We start from the raw sequence: 17,969 nt of genomic DNA on the forward strand, positions 1-17,969 counted from the left end.
TCATCCACTTTCGACCTTCAGCGACTGCCTTCGATGACGTCTCCGACCGACGCTCCTGCCCACAACGACCGCGCCCTGTTCGTGCTGTCGGTGCTGGCGCAGAGCAAGTCGGCGATGACGGCGGCCGAGCTGGTGCAGGCCACCGGCCTGTCGCAGAGCACGCTGTACCGTCAGATCGCCACGCTGCGGCGCTGGGGCTTCGTGATGGAGTCCGAGGGCCGGTACTCGCCGGGCCCGGTGAGCGTGCAGCTCGCCAGCGGCTTCGACGGCAACTCCGACCTCGTGATGGCCGCGCGCGCCGACATGCGCGAGCTTGCCCGGCAGACGCATGAAAGCGTCGCGCTGGTCACGGCGGTGAACGACCGCGTGGTGTGCCTGGAGATGATCGACAGCGAGCAGTCGCTGCGCTGCTCCTTCGACCGCGGCCGCAGCGTGCCCGCGCGCGACGGCGCCAGCGCCAAGTGCCTGCTGGCCCACATGCCGCTGGACCAGCGCGACGCCTTGCTCGACGGTCTCGACGAAAGCCCCGGGCGCCGCGCCGAACGCGCCGCCGAACTCGATGCCATCCGCGAAGCCGGCCATGCCGTGACCCACGGCGAGGTCGATGCCGGCGTGTGGGGCGCGAGCGCACCGGTGCTGGCCTCGGGCCGCCGGCTGCGCGGCGCGATCACGCTCATGGCGCCGCTCACGCGCGTCGAGGGCATGGAAGCTGCATTGCTCCACATGACCGTCGTCACGGCGGCCCGCATCTCTCGCGCCCTGCAGTAGTCGCGCGCTGCTTTTTCTTCTTTACTCCCACGGAAGCCTTTCACCATGAACACCCGTCGCACCCTCGTCTGCGTTGCTGCCGCCGCACTCTCCGGCCTTGCTCTCTTCGGTTTCGCTGGCGCCGCCCAGGCGCAGGGCGAGCCGCTGCGCGTGGCCACCGATGCCACCTTCCCGCCGATGGAATTCGTGGAGAACGGCAAGCGCACCGGCTTCGACGTGGAGCTGGTCGAGGCCATCGGCAAGACGCTGGGCCGCAAGATCGAGTGGATCGACATCGACTTCAAGGGCCTCGTGCCGGGCCTCATTTCCAAGCGCTTCGACATGGCCGTCTCGGGCATCTACATCACCGACGAACGCAAGAAGGTCGTCGACTTCACCGTGCCGTACTACGCGGGCGGCCTGGTCGTGATGGTGAAGGACGGCAACACCGCCATCAAGACGCCGGCCGACATCAACGGCAAGAAGGTCAGCGTGCAGGTGGGCACCAAGTCGGTGTCGTACACCAAGGAGAAATTCCCGCAGGTGCAGCTGATGGAAGTCGAGAAGAACCAGGAGATGTTCAACCTCGTCGACATCGGCCGCGCCGATGCCGCCGTGACCGGCAAGCCCGCCGCCTACCAGTACGTGCGCACGCGCGGCGGCCTGAAGGTGCTGCCCGAGCAGATCACCACCGAGGAATACGGCATGGCCATCCGCAAGGACACGCCGGAACTCACCAAGGCGGTGAACGGCGCCATCGAGAAGCTCAAGGCCGACGGCACCTACGACCAGATCGTGAAGAAGTGGTTCAGCGCGACCACCAAGTAAGCGGGCCATGGATCTCGATTTCTCGCCCGTCTGGCAGGGCTGGCCCGATCTGCTGCGCGGCGCACTGGTCACGGTGGAGATCACCGCCTGCGCGCTGGCGCTCGGCTGCGTGCTGGGCCTCCTGGTCGGCATCGGCCGGCTGAACCCGAAGCGGCGCTGGATCTACGGCGCGTGCACCGCCTATGTGGCCGCCATTCGCGGCACGCCGCTGCTGGTGCAGCTGTTCATCCTGTTCTTCGGGCTGCCGCACTTCGGCATCCTGCTGCCGGCCTTCCTTTGCGGCGTGCTGGGGCTCGGCGTGTATTCGGGTGCATACGTGTCGGAGATCGTGCGCGGCGCGATCCAGTCGATCGACAAGGGCCAGACGATGGCGGCGCAGTCACTGGGCATGACGCCCGGCGTGGCCATGCGCCAGATCGTGCTGCCGCAGGCGGTGGTGCGCATGATCCCGCCGCTGGGCAACGAGTTCATCGCGCTCATCAAGAATTCGGCACTGGTGTCGCTGCTGACCATCCACGACGTGATGCACGAGGGGCAGAAGATCATCAGCGTGTCTTACCGTTCGCTGGAGGTGTACCTGGCGATTGCGGTCGTGTACTTCGTGCTGACCGGGACGATGACGCTGGTGCTGCGGCACTTCGAGCAGAAGCTGCGCCAAGGCGGGTTGATGCGATGAGCGGTGCGGCAATGAGCGGCAAGCAGCGCTTCTCGCGCACTTCTCTCCCTGTCACGCCCTGGAAAAACGGCGGCGGCACCACGCAGGAAATCATGAGCTGGCCGCAAGGCGCGGGGCTCGACAGCTTCGGCTGGCGCGTGAGCATCGCGACCATCGCGGCGGCGGGGCCGTTCTCGGTATTCGCGGGCGTCGACCGCAGCATCACGCTGCTCGAAGGCGATGGCGTGCGTCTCTTCACGCACGACGGGCGCATCGACCATCGCCTCGACGTGCCGCACCGGCCCTTTGCCTTCAGCGGCGACGAGGCCATCGATTGCACGCTGCTCGGCGGTGCGTCCAACGACTTCAACGTGATGACGCGTCGCGGACAGTGGCGCGCCGAGGTGCGGGTTCTCGACAGCGCTTCGGCCATCGACGCCGCGCCGCATGGCGTGCTGCTCGCGTTGCGCGGTGCATGGCGCCTGAACGACGAAGCATGCCGAGAAGGCGAAGGCCTGCAGTGGGCCGACGCGGCACAGGCGTGGCAGGCGGTGCCCGAGGGCGCCGATCCACGATTGCTCGCGGTGCGCATCCTGCCTGCCTGACCCGCAAAGCCAACGAGAAGAAAGACGATGAAACCCGCCAACGAATTCCCTTCCGCCGACGGCCTCTGGACCGGTCTTCGCCTCGCTACCGATGCCGCGGTGGAGGGTGCCATCGTCGTGGAGCAGGGCACGATCCGCTGGGTCGGCGTGCGCACAGCACTGCCGGGTGAATTCGCCGGCCTCAAGCAGCACGACGGCGGCGGCGCACTCGTCACGCCGGGGCTCGTCGATTGCCACACGCACCTGGTCTACGGCGGCCAGCGTGCCAACGAATTCGCGATGCGGCTCGCCGGCGCGAGCTACGAAGAGGTGGCCAAGGCCGGCGGCGGCATCGTGTCTTCGGTGCGCGCCACGCGCGAGGCCGACGAAGACACGCTGTTCGCGCAGGCCGCAGCGCGGCTCGAACAGTTGCTGGCCGACGGCGTGTGCGCCATCGAGATCAAGTCGGGCTACGGCCTTTCGCTGGAACACGAACGCAAGCAACTGCACGTGGCGCGGCGTCTTGGCGAAGCGTATGGCGTGACGGTGCGCACCACATTCCTCGGCGCGCACGCGCTGCCTCCTGAATACGCGGGCCGCAGTGGTGACTACATCGACCTCGTCTGCCGCGAGATGCTGCCCGCGCTCGCAGCCGAAGGGCTGGTCGATGCGGTCGACGTGTTCTGCGAGCGCATCGCCTTCTCCCTCGAGGAGACCGAACAAGTCTTCAAGGCCGCGAAGGCGCTGGGCCTGCCGGTGAAGCTGCATGCGGAGCAGCTGTCGGACATGGGTGGCGCCGCGCTGGCCGCGCGCTACGGCGCGCTGTCGTGCGACCACATCGAGCACCTGTCGGCCGAGGGCATCGAGGCGATGCGCCGTTCGGGCACCGTGGCCGTGCTGCTGCCCGGCGCCTACTACACGCTGCGCGACACGCACCTGCCGCCCATCACCGCGCTGCGCGCCGCGGGCGTGCCGATGGCGGTTTCGACAGATCACAACCCCGGCACCTCGCCGGCGCTGAGCCTGCTGCTGATGGTGAACATGGCCTGCACGCTGTTCCGCCTCACCGTGCCCGAGGCGCTGGACGGCGTCACCGTGCACGCAGCGCGCGCGCTGGGCCTGCAAGACACACACGGCGCCATCGCGCCCGGCATGCCCGCCAACTTCGTGCTGTGGAACGTGCGCGAAGCGGCCGAACTCGCCTACTGGTTCGGCCAGCGGCCCGTGCGCACCGTGGTGCGCCAGGGCCGCATCGCCATCGGAGCCAACGCATGACACACACACTTTTCGCGGCCGATGCGCTGCTGCCCGAAGGCTGGGCCAGGAACGTCCTGTTGACGTGGAACGATGCGGGCCAGCTCACGCAGGTGCAAGCCGGTGCGCAACGCCCGGCAGACACGAAAGCCGTCAGCGGCCCAGTGATCCCCGGCATGCCCAACCTGCATTCGCACGCCTTCCAGCGCGCCTTTGCCGGTCTTACCGAACATCGCGCCGAGCAGCAGGACAGCTTCTGGAGCTGGCGCACGCTGATGTACCGCTTTGCCGCGCGCCTCGGCCCGCAGCACATGGAAGCCATCGCCACCTGGCTCTACGCCGAGATGCTCGAAGCGGGCTACACCAGCGTGTGCGAGTTCCAGTACGTGCATCACGATGTGGACGGCCGCCCCTATGCCGACGACGCGACGCTGAGCCTCGCCCTGCTGCGCGCGGCGAAGAAGGCCGGCATCGGCTTCACGCTGCTGCCGGTGCTCTACCAGACCGGCGGCTTCGGCGACCAGCCGCCCACCGACGGGCAGCGCCGCTTCATCCGTTCGACCGATTCGATGCTGCGGCTGCTCGAAGCGCTCAAGCCGGTTTGCGACGCGCAGGGCGCACGCCTCGGCCTCGCACCGCACTCGCTGCGCGCCGTGCCGCCCGAAGGCTTGCGCGATGCGATCGCGGGGCTCGAAGCCATCGACCGCACAGCGCCCATCCACGTCCACATCGCCGAGCAGACGAAGGAAGTGGACGACTGCGTGGCCTGGAGCGGCCTGCGCCCGGTCGAGTGGCTGCTCGACCACGCGCCGGTCGATGCGCGCTGGTGCCTCGTGCACGCCACGCACATGAACGACGCCGAGTACGAGTACGCGGCCCAGAGCGGCGCAGTCGCGGGCCTGTGCCCGACGACCGAAGCCAACCTCGGCGACGGCATCTTCGACTTCGCCAAATGGCGCAGCCACGGCGGCGCATTGGGCGTGGGCTCGGACAGCCACGCCAGCGTGAATGCGGCCGAAGAGCTGCTGATGCTCGAATACAGCCAGCGCCTGGCCAAGCGCCAGCGCAACGTCGGCGCCAGCGCGGCGCAGCCGCATGTCGCGACCGCGCTCACGCTCGAGGCGGTGCAGGGCGGCGCGCAGGCCTCGGGCCGCGCGGTCGGGGGTCTTGCTGCAGGGCAGCAGGCCGACTTCGCCGTGCTCGACGCATCGCACCTCGCGCTGCAGGGGCTGTCTGCGCCCGATATGCTCTCGGCCCACGTCTTCGCGAGCCACCGCACCTCGGCCATCGACAGCGTCTGGGTGGCGGGCCGCCCACGCGTGTCGGCCGGCCGCCACGCGCTGCATGACGAAGCCGCGGCCGCCTTCGTGGCCGCACGCACCCAACTTCTCAAGGATTGACCGACACCACCATGGCCTTCACCACCACCGAGCCGCCGTTCCGCTTTCGCCAGGGCACGCGAGCGCTGCTGATCTCGATGCCGCACGTCGGCACGCACGTGCCTCCCGCGCTCGCCGAGCGCTTCACCGACGAAGCGCGCCACGTGCCCGACACCGACTGGCACCTCGAACGGCTCTACGACTTTGCCGATGAACTGGGCGCCTCCGTGCTCGTGGCCACGCACTCGCGCTACGTGGTCGACCTGAACCGTCCGCCGGACGGCGCCAGCCTGTACCCCGGCCAGAGCGTCACCGGCCTGTGTCCGGTCGACACCTTCGACGACACGCCGATCTATGCCAACCCCGCCGACCTGCCGGGCGACGAAGAGATCGCCGCGCGCCGCGATGCCATCTGGCAGCCCTACCACGCGAAGCTGGCCGAAGAACTCGCCCGCATCCGCGCCCAGCACGGCGTGGCCGCGCTGTGGGACGCGCACTCCATCCGCTCGGTGCTGCCGCGCTTCTTCGAAGGCAAGCTGCCCGACCTGAACCTGGGCACCGGCAAGGGCGTCAGCTGCGATCCGGCGCTGGCGCAGACGCTGCTGGGTATCGCAGAAAGCGCCACCGGTTACACGGGCGTGCTGAATGGCCGCTTCACCGGCGGCTACATCACGCGCAACTACGGCAACCCGGCGCAGAACGTGCACGCGGTGCAACTGGAGATGACGCAGTCGAGCTACATGCAGGAGAAGCTGCCGTTCGACTACCTGCCCGAGGTGGCGGCGGGCGTGCAGCCGCATGTGCGGCGCATGATCGAGGCGGTGCTGGATTTCGTGGAGAGCCGCCGAAAGGGCTGACGCCCGCCAGGGGCGGGCCCGCTTTCTACAATCAGAGGATATGAAGCCCGTCATCTACACCCACGGCCAGGCACTGCCCGGCATCCTCGCAAAGCGCATCGCCATCCTCGACGGCGCCATGGGCACGATGATCCAGCGCTTCAAGCTCACCGAGGAGCAGTACCGCGGCGAGCGCTTCAAGGACTTCGATCGCGACATCAAGGGCAACAACGAGCTGTTGTCGCTCACGCGGCCCGACGTGATCCGCGACATCCACGAGGGCTACCTCGCGGCCGGCGCCGACCTGATCGAGACCAACACCTTCGGCGCGACCACCATCGCGCAGGAGGACTACAAGATGGCCCACCTGGCGCGTGAGATGAATCTCGAATCGGCCAGGCTGGCGCGCGCGGCCTGCGACAAGTTCAGCACGCCGGACAAGCCGCGCTTCGTGGCCGGCGCCCTCGGCCCGACGCCCAAGACGGCGAGCATCAGCCCCGACGTGAACGACCCGGGCGCGCGCAACGTCAACTTCGAGGAGCTGCGCGCGGCCTACTACGAGCAGACCGAAGCGCTGGTCGAGGGCGGCGCCGACGTGATCCTGGTCGAGACCATCTTCGACACGCTCAACGCCAAGGCCGCGCTGTTTGCGGTGGACGAGTATTTCGACAACAGCGGCAACCGCCTGCCGCTGATCATCAGCGGCACGGTGACCGACGCCTCGGGCCGCATCCTCAGCGGCCAGACCGTCACCGCCTTCTGGCACAGTGTGCGCCATGCACAGCCGCTGGCCATCGGCCTGAACTGCGCGCTGGGCGCTGCGCTGATGCGCCCCTATATCCAGGAGCTGGCGCGCGTGGCCGGCGACACCTTCATCAGCTGCTACCCGAACGCCGGCCTGCCCAACCCGATGAGCGACACGGGTTTCGACGAGACGCCCGACGTCACCTCGCGCCTGCTGCACGAGTTCGCGGCCGAGGGGCTGGTGAACATCGTGGGCGGCTGCTGCGGCACCACGCCGGACCACATTGCAGCCATCGGCCAGGCCGTGGCACCGATGCAGGGCCGCGCGCTGGGCTCCAACAGCGCCGGTTTCTACCGCGAGGCGGCATAAAGAGGCTCGTCCCCAGGCTTCGCGCACTTCGTGTCGCTGCGCCTTCCCCATGCCGGGGGCAACACCTGAAGCCTGGCGGAGCCGGTTCCTCGGTGTTCCTCGAATCGGGCCCACGCTGATTGACGGGCTTGGGGCCCCGGCATAGGCTGGGCGCAAGGAGCCTTGCCATGAACTCATTCGCACAACGCTGGGCCGGCATCGCCGCGTTCGCCTTGGTGCTGCCGCTTTCGGCGGCGGCGCAGCAGGCTTTCACGCGCGGCGCCGTGAACCTGCGGGCCGGCCCGTCGGGCGACTATCCGCTGGTGGCGCGCCTGGCGCCCGGCCAGCCGCTCGAGGTGGTCGGCTGCACCAGCGGCTATGGCTGGTGCGACGTGGTGCTGCCCGACGGCGGGCGCGGCTGGGTCTGGGCGCGCAACCTCGACTACGCCTACCAGGACCAGCGCGTGCCGCTGGCCACCTACGGCGCGGTGATCGGCGTGCCGATCATCGGCTTCGCCATTGGCAGCTACTGGGGCAACTATTACCGTGACCGCTCCTGGTACGGTGACCGGCGCTGGTGGGGCGGCATGCCGCCGCCGCCGGTGGCCGGCTGGCGGCCGCCGCCGCCAATCAGGCCGGGATGGCAGCCGCGCCCCTGGCCGGGACCGGGCTTCCGGCCGCCGGGGCCGGGCGTGCGTCCGCCGCCTCCGCCCGGCATCCGTCCCCCCATCGATCCCGGCTTCAGGCCGCCACGGCCGCATCCGGGTTTCCGGCCCGGGCCGCCGCCCGGCATGCCGCATCCCGGCGGTGGGGGCGGCCATCATGGCGGCGGTGGAGGTGGCCACCGGCCCTGACCGGACGTCAGCCGCCGCCGGTCTTGGGGCCGCATTCGCCGGGGGGCCGGCGATCCCGCCCGATCAGCGACACGAAGCGCTGCGCCCCCAGGCCGAGCGGGCGCTCGCGTGACCACACCACGTCGACCCACAGGTCGAGCCCGTTGCTGAGGTTTTCGAACGGAATTTCCACCAGCGCACCTGCCGCCACATGAGGCCGCGCGAAGTTGCGCTGCAGCCAGCCCCAGCCCAGCCCGGCGGTGATGAGGCTCAGCGCGGCCAGCGCGTTGTCGGTGCGCCAGATGTGGCGGGCGAACACGAAGCGCGGGTCGCTGGTGGCAAGGTCGCGCCCGGCCACCACGATCTGCCGCGTGTTCGTCAGGTGGTCCTCGCGCAGCTTGCCGCCGGGGGCGGCGAGCAGCACCGGGTGGTCGGGCGCCATCACTGCCACCATGAGGTCGCTGCCGACTTCCTGGAAGCCTTCGCGGCCGTCGAGGCTGGGGCGTTCGAACACCAGCGCCAGTTGAGCGCGGCCGCTGTGGAGCAATTCGAGCGCATCGGCCTGCGGGGCGGCCAGCACTTCGACCTGCAGCAGCGGATATTCCTGCGCCAGCGTGGCCAGCGGCCCGCTCCACGGCGCGGCCAGCAACTCGGGCGCGATGGCCAGCGTGAGCCGGTCTTCCAGGCCCTGGGTCAGCGCGAGGGCCTGCACCTGCAGTTGCTTGAGCTGGGTCGCCAGCATGCGCGCCTGCGGCTCCAGCGAGCGCGCGGCGGCGGTGGGCTGGGGCTCGCGGCCCTTGCGGTCGAACAGCGGCAGATCAAGCTCGGCCTCGAGGTTGGCGATGGCCATGCTCACGGCCGAAGGCACACGGCGCAGCGCCCGGGCCGCCGCCGAAAAGGAGCCGTGGTCGATCACGGCCAGGAAGACTTCGACGTTGTCGCTGGTGAAGGCCATGGCTTGCGCTTTCGGGTCGATCTATCAGTAAACCTGAAATAAGTTAACTTTTTATATCAGCAAAAGACACATAAAGTCTACCCATCGCTTCATCCATTCAAAACGTAAGAGGAAAAATCATGCAGGGGCTTCGTCGTCGTGTTGTCTACATCTCCCTTTACGAAGGGATCGCCATCGTTGCCGCCAGCGCCGGCCTGGCATTGATGACCGACGCCGGGCTGGGCCACTCCGGCGTGCTGGCGGTGGCTGCATCGGTCATCGCGGTGCTCTGGAACCTGGCGTTCAACGCCTTGTTCGAGCGCTGGGAGTCGCGCCAGGCAGTGCGCGGGCGCAGCGTGCGCCGCCGCATCGCCCATGCCATCGGCTTCGAGGGCGGGCTGATCGCCTTCCTGGTGCCGATGTTCGCCTGGGGCCTGGGCGTGTCGCTCTGGCAGGCGCTGGTGATGGACCTGGGCCTGGTGGTGTTCTTCCTGGTCTACACCTTCGTCTTCAACTGGGCCTTCGACCGCGTGTTCGGCCTGCCGGCCTCGGCCATGGGCGAGGCGCAGCCGGCCTGACGGGCCGGCGGCCTACTGGCCGCCCGGCGGCGCGGGTTTGTGCGCCGCGGCCGAGCGCATCGCCAGCGCGCCGCTCAGGCGCAGGCGCTCGGTTTCATTGAAGAGGGTTTCGCGCAACTGGGCCTGTTCGGCCTCGGACGCCGCTGCGTAGCGGTCAAGCCGCGAATTCCAGTCCTGGTTTTCCTGGTCGAGCGCCGCGAGGTTGCGGGCCACTTCGTAGCCGTAGGCCTCGCTGCGCGCGGCAAAGCGCTCCTGCGGGCTCGCGCCTCGCGCCTCGAGCGCGGCGGTCTGCTGCATCACGTCGGCATGGGCGACGGCTTCCCGGCGCACTTCGCGCTGTTCCGGCGACAGCCATGCCTGCTCGCTTTGCTTCAAGGCAGCGTTGCGCTGCTCGGGCGTCAGGGCAGCGTTGGCGAGCAATTCCAGCTTGTCGGCCATGAAGTTGTCCTGGCGGATCTGGTCGCCGAACAGGCCTTCGATTTCCTCTGGCGCGAAATAGCGCCGGCGCATCGCCTCGCGCGCCTGCAGGGCGCGGCGCAGTTGCGCGGGGTCGCCGGGCGCGGGCGGCGGCATCGACGTCAGGGCCTCCTGCATGTCGACATAGCGTTCGAGCAGTCCGAGCGCGCGCACGCGCCAGTCCTCGCGCAGGTACTTGGCCAGCAGGGCGGGGGCCTTGGCCATGAAGGCGGCCTTGTTGTCGGCCTGCGCCTCGGACAGCACCTGGTCGAAGATGGAGATGAGCGAGCTGTTCAGCAGGGCGTCGGGCACGGCGGCTGCTGTTGCAGTCTGTGCCGGCCGTGGCTCGGGGCTGGCCGTGGCGGTGGTCGCCACGGCAGGCCCGCGTTCGGCGGCGATGGGGCCGTCTTCGTCGGGGAGGCTCGCGAGCCAGCCGCCGCCTACCGCGAGCAGAACCGCGCCGCCCGCCGCCCAGGGCACCCACCGCTTTCCCACGGCCGGCGCCTCAGAGGCCCGCGCTCTTCAGCCGCGCGGCCTGGTCCTTGAAGAGCTCCGGCACCTTCTTCTCGTAGTACGGGAACTGGCTGCCATAGGTGTTGCCCAGCACCTGGTTGACCTCGTCGAGGTGGTTCTGGCGGTAGTCGCCCAGGTGGGTGCCGAGCCGCGTGGTGCAGGTGGCGAGCAGGCCGTCGTTGTCCTCGCCGAAGAAGGCGAGGGTGCCCAGCGCCGACAGCGGCGCGTCGCTCGGGTCGAACAGGCTGAAGCCGGTCGACACGCCCGACCACGAGTAGTAGCGCACGCCGTTCACCACCGCCGCGCCGCTCTTCACGCTGCACGACGAGCCCTGCGCGGGCCGTCCCTGCGGGAACTTGGCGTCGAAGGCCGCGCCGCCTGCCGTGGTCAGCGAGGCCAGCGCGTTCAGCGGGACTTCCGGCAGCTGGCTCGGGTCCTTGCCCGAGAGGAAGCCGATCACGCTGGTCAGCAGCCCCACGGCCTTGACGACCACGCCTTGCGCTATGCCGCCCTCGGGCAGCCTGGCGAGCAGGTCGGCCACCTTGGAGCCGCCATTCGCGCCGCCCACCGAGGTGACCGACGCCACCATGTCGGGCGCCACCGCCGCCACATAGCGCACCGTGGGCGCGCCTTGGGAATGCCCGATCAGGTTGAACTTGAGCGTCGGGTTCTTTTCCAGCGCGCGGATGGTCTTGAGCTCCTGCAGCAGCTGCTCGCCGCGGATCTCCGAGGTGTTGGTGCCCGACACCTGCGCTACATACACCCGCGCGCCGGCGCCGGCCAGCTTGTCGGGAATGCCGTAGAAGTAGTCGACGCCCAGCAGGTTGTCGAAGCCCAGCAGGCCGTGGACCAGCACGATGGGGTATCTGGTCTTCGCCTCGTCGGAGGCCGCCCGGGCCGTCACCAGCGTCGAGCCGGCGCTGGCGGCCGCACGGGCCAAGGGGGTCATCGCCATCGTCGCCGCGGCAAGCCCGCAGCAAAGAACCACATTCCACTTCATCGCCATCCGGCACTCCCTTGCGTCGGTTGAAAAAAACGAACGTTCGTTCGGAAACGGTGGCCGCATTCTGTGGATGCGGGCGGGAATGGAAACTGGGGTTTTCCCCGTGGCGGGTTGAATCGCCCTAAAATGCTCGCCTTCCCAAGGAGCGTTGCAGCGGCGGGCCACAGCGGCCCGCCGTCAGGCTTGGGGCGACAACGACGCTCGCCTGTTCGACTCTTCCGCAGGTGAGGCCATGTCCCAGATTTCCGCTCCAGCTACCCCCGATTCCGCCCCCCTGGCACCCCCGCCCATGAAGCTGTCCGGCCTCGAGCCGGTCGCCATCGGCGAAGGCACGCTGTTCGTCAACATCGGCGAGCGCACCAACGTCACCGGCTCCAAGGCCTTCGCGCGGATGATCCTCAACGGCCAGTTCGAAGAAGCATTGGCCGTGGCGCGCCAGCAGGTCGAGAACGGCGCGCAGGTGATCGACATCAACATGGACGAGGCCATGCTCGACAGCAAGGCAGCCATGGTCCGCTTCCTGAACCTCATTGCCAGCGAACCCGACATCGCGCGCGTGCCGGTGATGGTCGACAGCTCGAAGTGGGAAGTCATCGAGGCCGGCCTGCGCTGCATCCAGGGCAAGGGCATCGTCAACTCCATCTCCATGAAGGAGGGCGTCGACAAGTTCAAGCACGAGGCCAAGCTGGTCAAGCGCTACGGCGCCGCCGCAGTGGTCATGGCCTTCGACGAGAAGGGCCAGGCCGACACCTACGCGCGCAAGATCGAGATCTGCGAGCGCGCCTACCGCATCCTGGTCGACGAGGTGGGCTTCCCGCCCGAGGACATCATCTTCGACCCGAACATCTTTGCCATTGCCACCGGCATCGAGGAACACGACAACTACGCGGTCGACTTCATCAACGCCGTGCGCTGGATCAAGCAGAACCTGCCGGGCGCCAAGGTGTCGGGCGGCGTGAGCAACGTGAGCTTCAGCTTCCGCGGCAACGACCCGGTGCGCGAGGCGATCCACACCGTGTTCCTGTACCACGCAATCAAGGCCGGCATGGACATGGGGATCGTCAACGCCGGCATGGTGGGCGTGTACGACGACCTGGAGCCGACCCTGCGCGAGCGCGTGGAAGACGTGGTGCTCAACCGCCGCCCCGACGCCGGCGAGCGCCTCGTCGAGGTGGCCGAAACCGCCAAGAGCGGCGCCAAGGACGACAGCAAGAAGCTCGAATGGCGCGGCACGCCCGAGAACCCGGTGCACGTCAACCAGCGCCTGTCGCACGCGATGGTGCACGGCATCACCGACTTCATCGTCGAAGACACCGAAGAGGCCTACCAGCAGATCCTTGCGAAGGGCGGCCGCCCGCTGCACGTGATCGAAGGCCCGCTGATGGACGGCATGAACATCGTGGGCGACCTGTTCGGCCAGGGCAAGATGTTCCTGCCGCAGGTGGTGAAGTCGGCGCGCGTCATGAAGTCGGCCGTGGCCCACCTCATTCCCTACATCGAGGAAGAAAAGCGCCAGGACGAGGCCGCGGGCCGCGACGTGCGCACCAAGGGCAAGATCATCATCGCCACCGTGAAGGGCGACGTGCACGACATCGGCAAGAACATCGTCACCGTCGTGCTCCAGTGCAACAACTTCGAAGTGGTGAACATGGGCGTGATGGTCCCGTGCCACGAAATTCTCGCCAAGGCGAAGGTCGAGGGCGCGGACATCGTGGGCCTGTCGGGCCTGATCACGCCGAGCCTCGAAGAAATGCAGTACGTGGCCGGCGAGATGCAGAAGGACGACCACTTCCGCATCAAGAAGATTCCGCTGCTCATCGGCGGCGCCACCACCAGCCGCGTGCACACGGCGGTGAAGATCGCGCCGCACTACGAAGGCCCGGTGGTCTACGTGCCCGACGCCTCGCGCAGCGTGAGCGTGGCGCAGAGCCTGCTGAGCGACCAGGCCACCGCGTACATCGACGAGATCAACGCCGACTACGAGAAGGTGCGCCACCAGCACGCCAACAAGAAGCAAGTGCCACTGTGGCCGCTGGCCAAGGTGCGCGCCAACAAGACGCCGATCGACTGGTCGAACTACACGCCGCCTTGCCCCAAGTTCATCGGCCGGCGCGTGTTCAGGAACTTCGACCTGACCGAGCTTGCCAAGTACATCGACTGGGGCCCGTTCTTCCAGACCTGGGACCTGGCCGGCCCGTTCCCGGCCATCCTGAAGGACGAGATCGTCGGCACCGAGGCCGTGCGCGTATACGCCGACGGCCAGCGCATGCTCAAGCGCCTGATCGAAGGCCGCTGGCTCAGCGCGAGCGGCATCGTCGGCTTCTGGCCCGCCAACACGGTGAACGACGACGACATCGAGCTCTACACCGACGAGACGCGCAGCGAGGTCGCGCTCACCTGGTACGGCATGCGCCAGCAGACCGAGAAGCAGGTGATCGACGGCGTGATGCGCCCGAGCCGCTGCCTGGCCGACTTCGTCGCGCCCAAGGCGAGCGGCCTGAAGGACTACGTGGGTGTGTTCGCCGTGACGGCCGGCCTGGGCGTGGAGAAGAAGGAGAAGTACTTCATCGACGACCTCGACGACTACTCCGCCATCATGCTCAAGGCCCTGGCCGACCGGTTGGCCGAGGCCTTCGCAGAGTCGCTGCACCACCGCGCGCGCACCGACCTCTGGGGCTACGCGAGCGACGAAAGCCTGAGCAACGACGACATGATTGCCGAGAAATACCGCGGCATCCGCCCCGCGCCGGGCTACCCGGCCTGCCCCGACCACAGCGTGAAGCGCCCGATGTTCGACCTTCTGGGTTGCGCGGACATTGGAATGACCCTGACGGAAAGCCTCGCTATGATGCCCGCCGCCAGCGTGAGTGGTTTTTACTTAAGTCACCCCGATTCCACCTACTTCAACGTCGGCAAGATCGGGCATGACCAGTTGCAGGACCAGGCCGCGCGGCGCAAGGAGAGCGAGTCTGACCTGGAGCGCCTGCTGGCACCCAATCTTTGAACCCGCCGGCCGGTCCCCAGCCGACCGGCACCGGGAGTTGCTATTCAGAAATTGATATTCGCGGCCGCGCACTACGCGGCACTGGCGGTCTTCATCACCAGCAGTTGGGGTTTCGGCCGCGCATTGCTGGGCCGCCTGGCCCCGCCGCCCCGCCGGGACGCATGGCTGGAGGCCGCGATGGCCGTGGCGCTGGGCATGGGGCTTTTCATCTGCGGCTTCCAGGCCCTGGCCATCTTCGGTGCCTTCCGGCCCGGGGCCACGCTGGCACTGGTGCTGGCGGGCGTGGCGGCCGCCGCGCTCCAGCTGCCAGGCTGGCTGCGCGAGCGGCGCGCCCTGCTGCTCTCCAGCGAGACCGCGCCGCCCTGGACCCGTTACGAGCGCATCGCCGCCATCGCGCTGGCGCTGGTCGCGCTGCCCGCCCTGGTGGCGCCGCTCGCGCCGCCCTTCGCCTTCGACGAGCTGATGTACCACCTGCCCTATGCGCGGCAGGTCGCGCAGCAGGGTACGCTGGGCATCCACGACTGGCTGCGCTACCCCTGGTTCCCGTACAACTACAACCTGTTGTATGCCGCCGCGCTGCAACTGGGCGACGACGTGCTGCCGCACTTTCTCAACGCCCTGGCGGGCGCGCTGTCGGTGGTGATGCTCTTCCGCCTCGGCATGCAGCATGCCAACCGGCTCACCGCCTGCATCGGCGCGGCCATCTGGCTGGGGCTCGGCGACTACTCCAATGCGCTCATCGACATGGGCGTCGCGCTGTTCGTGCTGTCGGCCTGCGTGGCGCTGTGGTGGTGGCGCGAGTCGCAGCCCGGCAGGCCGGTGAACGGCGGCATGCGCTGGCTGGGGCTCGCGGCCTTCTTCCTTGGCGTGGCCGCCGGCTCCAAGTACCAGGCGCTGGTCTTCATGCCGCTGGTGGCACTGTTCGTCGTGCGCCAGGAGCGCAGCCCCAAGGCCTGGGGGCTCGCGCTGCTGTGCTTCCTGCTGCCGTGCATCTACTGGTACGCGCGCAACTTCGTCATGACGGGCGATCCCTTCAATCCCATCGGCGCGCGGGTGTTCGGCTTCACCGAATGGACGCCGGCCGACTACGTGCAGCAGGTGGCCGACGTGCGCGTGCACGCCGAGATGCCCAATGCGCTGATCTGGTCGTTCTTCCTCGCGCCCTTCGGCGTGCTGTGGAAGCGCTCCGCCGCCGTGCGCGCGGCGGGCTGGTTCTGCATCTACTCGGTGGCCGTGTGGGTCGTGACCTCGCGCTACCCGCGCTACCTGATGGCGTCGTTCCCGCTGCTGGCCCTGGTCTCGGCCGTCGGCTGGCAGGTGCTGTTCGGCTGGATCTCGTCGGGCCTGCGCCGCTTGTTCGGCCGCAAGGACGAGCGCGAGGCCGGTGCTGCGGTCGCGACCGGCGCCATGAGCCGCGACACCGCCCGCGCCGGCGCCCGCATGGGCGACTGGGTGGCCGTGCTGCTGCTGGCCGTGCTGGCGGCCGTGGCGGTGCGCCAGACCGCGGTCAAGGTCGGCATGATCTCCGTCACGCCCGAGACGCGCGAAGCCTTCCTGCGCAAGCACGTGCCGGGCTATGCCGCCATGGACTACCTGCGCCGCAACGCCACCGGCCGGGTCTACCAGGTCGCGCTGAACGAGGCGATCTACTACGGCCCCAACCCGATCTGGGGCGACACCCTCGGCCCTTGGCGCTACACCGACTTCGGCAAGCTGTCGGGCGGCGACCTCGCGCGCAAGCTCGCGGGGCTGGGCTTCGTCGCCGTGGTGCTGCCGGACTCCGTCGTGCCCGTGTTCAGCGCCCGGGTCGACTTCGACAAGTACTTCGCCGTGCAGTTCGAACAGGACGGCAGCCGCGTCTACCGTATCCTCCCCGTCGCACCATGACAGACGCCGACACCCACGCCCACGCCCGCCATCCCTTGCGCATTGCAGTGGTCATCCCCTGCTACAACGAAGCGCTGGCCATCGCGCAGGTGGTCGAGGGCTTTCGCGCGGCGCTGCCCGAGGCCGAAGTCCACGTCTTCGACAACAACTCCAGCGACGACACCGCCGCCGTCGCGCGCGCGGCCGGCGCCGTCGTCACGCACGTGGCTGCGCGCGGCAAGGGCAACGTGGTGCGGCGCATGTTCGCCGACGTAGAGGCCGACGTCTACGTCATGGCCGACGGCGACGCCACCTACGACGCCACCGCCGCACGCCGGCTGATCGACCGGCTGGTCGGTGGCAACCTCGACATGGTGGTCGGCAACCGCGTCGACGACGGGCAGAACGCGCTCACCTACCGTGCGGGCCACCGCTTCGGCAACCGGCTGCTGACCGGCGCCGTGGTGCAGCTCTTCGGCGGCGGCCTGACCGACATGCTCTCGGGCTATCGCGTGTTCTCGCGGCGCTACGCCAAGTCGTTCCCTGCGCTGTCGCGCGGCTTCGAGATCGAGACCGAACTCACCGTGCATGCGCTCGAGCTGCGCATGCCCTACGCGGAGGAAAGCACCGCCTACAGCACGCGGCCCGAAGGCTCCGAGAGCAAGCTCTCGACCTACCGCGACGGCTGGCGCATCCTCAAGACCATCTGCAAGCTGTTCGTGAGCGAACGGCCGCTGCAGTTCTTCTCGATCATCGGGGGCTTCCTGGTGGCCCTGTCGGTCGTGCTGGCGGTGCCGCTCTTCATGACCTACATGCACACCGGCCTCGTGCCGCGCCTTCCCACCGCGGTGCTGGTGACGGGCGCCATGCTGGCCGCGATGCTGTCCTTCGTCTGCGGCATCGTGATGCACGCCGTCACGCTCGGGCGGAGGGAGGCCAAGCGGCTGCGCTACCTCGCGATACCGGGCGTGCGGGCGGCTGTTCGCAAATGAAGATCGGACGGGAGTTCCTGTCGTTCGCCGTGATCGGCGTGATCGGCCTCGTCGTCGACTTGGTGGTGCTGTACCTGCTGGCACCGCTGCTGGGCTGGTATGTCGCGCGCGTGGTGTCGTTCCTGGCGGCGGCCACCACCACCTGGGCCTTCAACCGCCGCTACACCTTCGCGGCCGGTGCGGCGGCCAGCCGTTCCATCTGGCGCGAATACTTCGGCTACCTCGCCACCATGACCGCAGGCGCGGTGCTGAACTACGGTGCCTACATGCTGACCCTGCACTGGGTCGAAGGCCGCTGGGCCGCCGCGCTCGGCGTGGCCATGGGCAGCCTTGCCGGCATGAGCGCCAATTTTCTGTCGGCGCGCTACCTGGTCTTCCGTTCGCACCGCGGCGGCTGAAGCCGCCACCCGGGCG

Annotated in this window: 17 protein-coding genes and 1 riboswitch; of the genes, 14 read left to right on the plus strand and 3 right to left on the minus strand. The window is 68.7% G+C overall.

Going from position 1 to position 17,969, the window contains the following annotated elements; genetic code table 11:
- Positions 1 to 33 precede the first annotated feature (33 nt).
- The 9 genes from ACWV14_RS01285 to ACWV14_RS01325 all read left to right on the plus strand — a co-directional run bounded on the left by ACWV14_RS01285 (position 34) and on the right by ACWV14_RS01325 (position 8,230).
- The gene (locus ACWV14_RS01285) at positions 34 to 768 is read left to right on the plus strand and encodes an IclR family transcriptional regulator (protein WP_454902004.1); all 735 of its coding nucleotides are present in this window, start codon (positions 34 to 36) and stop codon (positions 766 to 768) included.
- A gap of 45 nt (positions 769 to 813) precedes the next feature.
- Positions 814 to 1,575 (plus strand): transporter substrate-binding domain-containing protein, encoded by a 762-nt coding sequence (locus ACWV14_RS01290; protein WP_454902006.1) that lies wholly within the window; start codon positions 814 to 816, stop codon positions 1,573 to 1,575.
- A gap of 7 nt (positions 1,576 to 1,582) precedes the next feature.
- Complete coding sequence (locus ACWV14_RS01295) at positions 1,583 to 2,251, plus strand: amino acid ABC transporter permease (RefSeq protein ID WP_422088865.1); 669 nt, start codon at positions 1,583 to 1,585, stop codon at positions 2,249 to 2,251.
- 11 nt (positions 2,252 to 2,262) lie between these two features.
- A complete protein-coding gene (locus ACWV14_RS01300; RefSeq protein WP_454905980.1) occupies positions 2,263 to 2,835 on the plus strand; it encodes a HutD/Ves family protein in 573 nt (190 codons plus the stop codon).
- 27 nt (positions 2,836 to 2,862) lie between these two features.
- The gene (hutI, locus tag ACWV14_RS01305) at positions 2,863 to 4,089 is read left to right on the plus strand and encodes an imidazolonepropionase (protein WP_454902008.1); all 1,227 of its coding nucleotides are present in this window, start codon (positions 2,863 to 2,865) and stop codon (positions 4,087 to 4,089) included.
- Positions 4,086 to 5,468, plus strand: a complete 1,383-nt coding sequence (locus tag ACWV14_RS01310) for a formimidoylglutamate deiminase (protein WP_454902010.1) — start codon at positions 4,086 to 4,088, stop codon at positions 5,466 to 5,468. Before hutI ends, ACWV14_RS01310 begins: the two co-directional genes overlap by 4 nt.
- A gap of 11 nt (positions 5,469 to 5,479) precedes the next feature.
- Positions 5,480 to 6,304 (plus strand): N-formylglutamate deformylase, encoded by an 825-nt coding sequence (hutG, locus tag ACWV14_RS01315; RefSeq protein WP_454905981.1) that lies wholly within the window; start codon positions 5,480 to 5,482, stop codon positions 6,302 to 6,304.
- A 40-nt stretch (positions 6,305 to 6,344) separates the two neighbouring features.
- A complete protein-coding gene (locus ACWV14_RS01320) occupies positions 6,345 to 7,397 on the plus strand; it encodes a homocysteine S-methyltransferase family protein (protein WP_454902012.1) in 1,053 nt (350 codons plus the stop codon).
- Positions 7,398 to 7,564: 167 nt separating this feature from the next.
- Positions 7,565 to 8,230, plus strand: coding sequence for an SH3 domain-containing protein (locus ACWV14_RS01325; protein ID WP_454902014.1), 666 nt, complete (start codon positions 7,565 to 7,567; stop codon positions 8,228 to 8,230).
- Positions 8,231 to 8,237: 7 nt separating this feature from the next.
- On the opposite strand, the gene ACWV14_RS01330 is transcribed toward ACWV14_RS01325, so the two are convergent.
- A complete protein-coding gene (locus tag ACWV14_RS01330; protein ID WP_454902016.1) occupies positions 8,238 to 9,164 on the minus strand; it encodes a LysR family transcriptional regulator in 927 nt (308 codons plus the stop codon).
- 119 nt (positions 9,165 to 9,283) lie between these two features.
- Here ACWV14_RS01330 and ACWV14_RS01335 point away from each other — a divergent pair, with 119 nt between their 5' ends.
- Positions 9,284 to 9,721, plus strand: a complete 438-nt coding sequence (locus tag ACWV14_RS01335; protein WP_237677728.1) for a PACE efflux transporter — start codon at positions 9,284 to 9,286, stop codon at positions 9,719 to 9,721.
- A 12-nt stretch (positions 9,722 to 9,733) separates the two neighbouring features.
- Here ACWV14_RS01335 and ACWV14_RS01340 read toward each other — a convergent pair whose 3' ends face one another.
- Both ACWV14_RS01340 and ACWV14_RS01345 read right to left on the minus strand, forming a co-directional pair.
- A complete protein-coding gene (locus ACWV14_RS01340) occupies positions 9,734 to 10,672 on the minus strand; it encodes a lipase secretion chaperone (RefSeq protein ID WP_454902018.1) in 939 nt (312 codons plus the stop codon).
- A gap of 10 nt (positions 10,673 to 10,682) precedes the next feature.
- Positions 10,683 to 11,639, minus strand: a complete 957-nt coding sequence (locus tag ACWV14_RS01345) for an esterase/lipase family protein (protein ID WP_454902020.1) — start codon at positions 11,637 to 11,639, stop codon at positions 10,683 to 10,685.
- A 188-nt stretch (positions 11,640 to 11,827) separates the two neighbouring features.
- Positions 11,828 to 11,903: riboswitch (S-adenosyl-L-homocysteine riboswitch) on the plus strand.
- 79 nt (positions 11,904 to 11,982) lie between these two features.
- On the opposite strand from ACWV14_RS01345, the gene metH reads away from it, so the two are divergent.
- Genes metH through ACWV14_RS01365 form a run of 4 tightly spaced genes read left to right on the plus strand, consistent with a single transcriptional unit; the run spans position 11,983 to position 17,953 of the window.
- Complete coding sequence (gene metH / locus ACWV14_RS01350) at positions 11,983 to 14,697, plus strand: methionine synthase (protein ID WP_454902022.1); 2,715 nt, start codon at positions 11,983 to 11,985, stop codon at positions 14,695 to 14,697.
- Positions 14,698 to 14,751: 54 nt separating this feature from the next.
- Complete coding sequence (locus ACWV14_RS01355) at positions 14,752 to 16,584, plus strand: ArnT family glycosyltransferase (RefSeq protein WP_454905983.1); 1,833 nt, start codon at positions 14,752 to 14,754, stop codon at positions 16,582 to 16,584.
- Positions 16,581 to 17,555, plus strand: a complete 975-nt coding sequence (locus ACWV14_RS01360) for a glycosyltransferase (protein WP_454902024.1) — start codon at positions 16,581 to 16,583, stop codon at positions 17,553 to 17,555. Before ACWV14_RS01355 ends, ACWV14_RS01360 begins: the two co-directional genes overlap by 4 nt.
- On the plus strand, positions 17,552 to 17,953 hold the full coding sequence (locus ACWV14_RS01365; protein ID WP_454902026.1) for a GtrA family protein: 402 nt from the start codon (positions 17,552 to 17,554) through the stop codon (positions 17,951 to 17,953). Before ACWV14_RS01360 ends, ACWV14_RS01365 begins: the two co-directional genes overlap by 4 nt.
- Positions 17,954 to 17,969 lie beyond the last annotated feature (16 nt).

Source organism: Variovorax durovernensis, assembly GCF_977011995.1.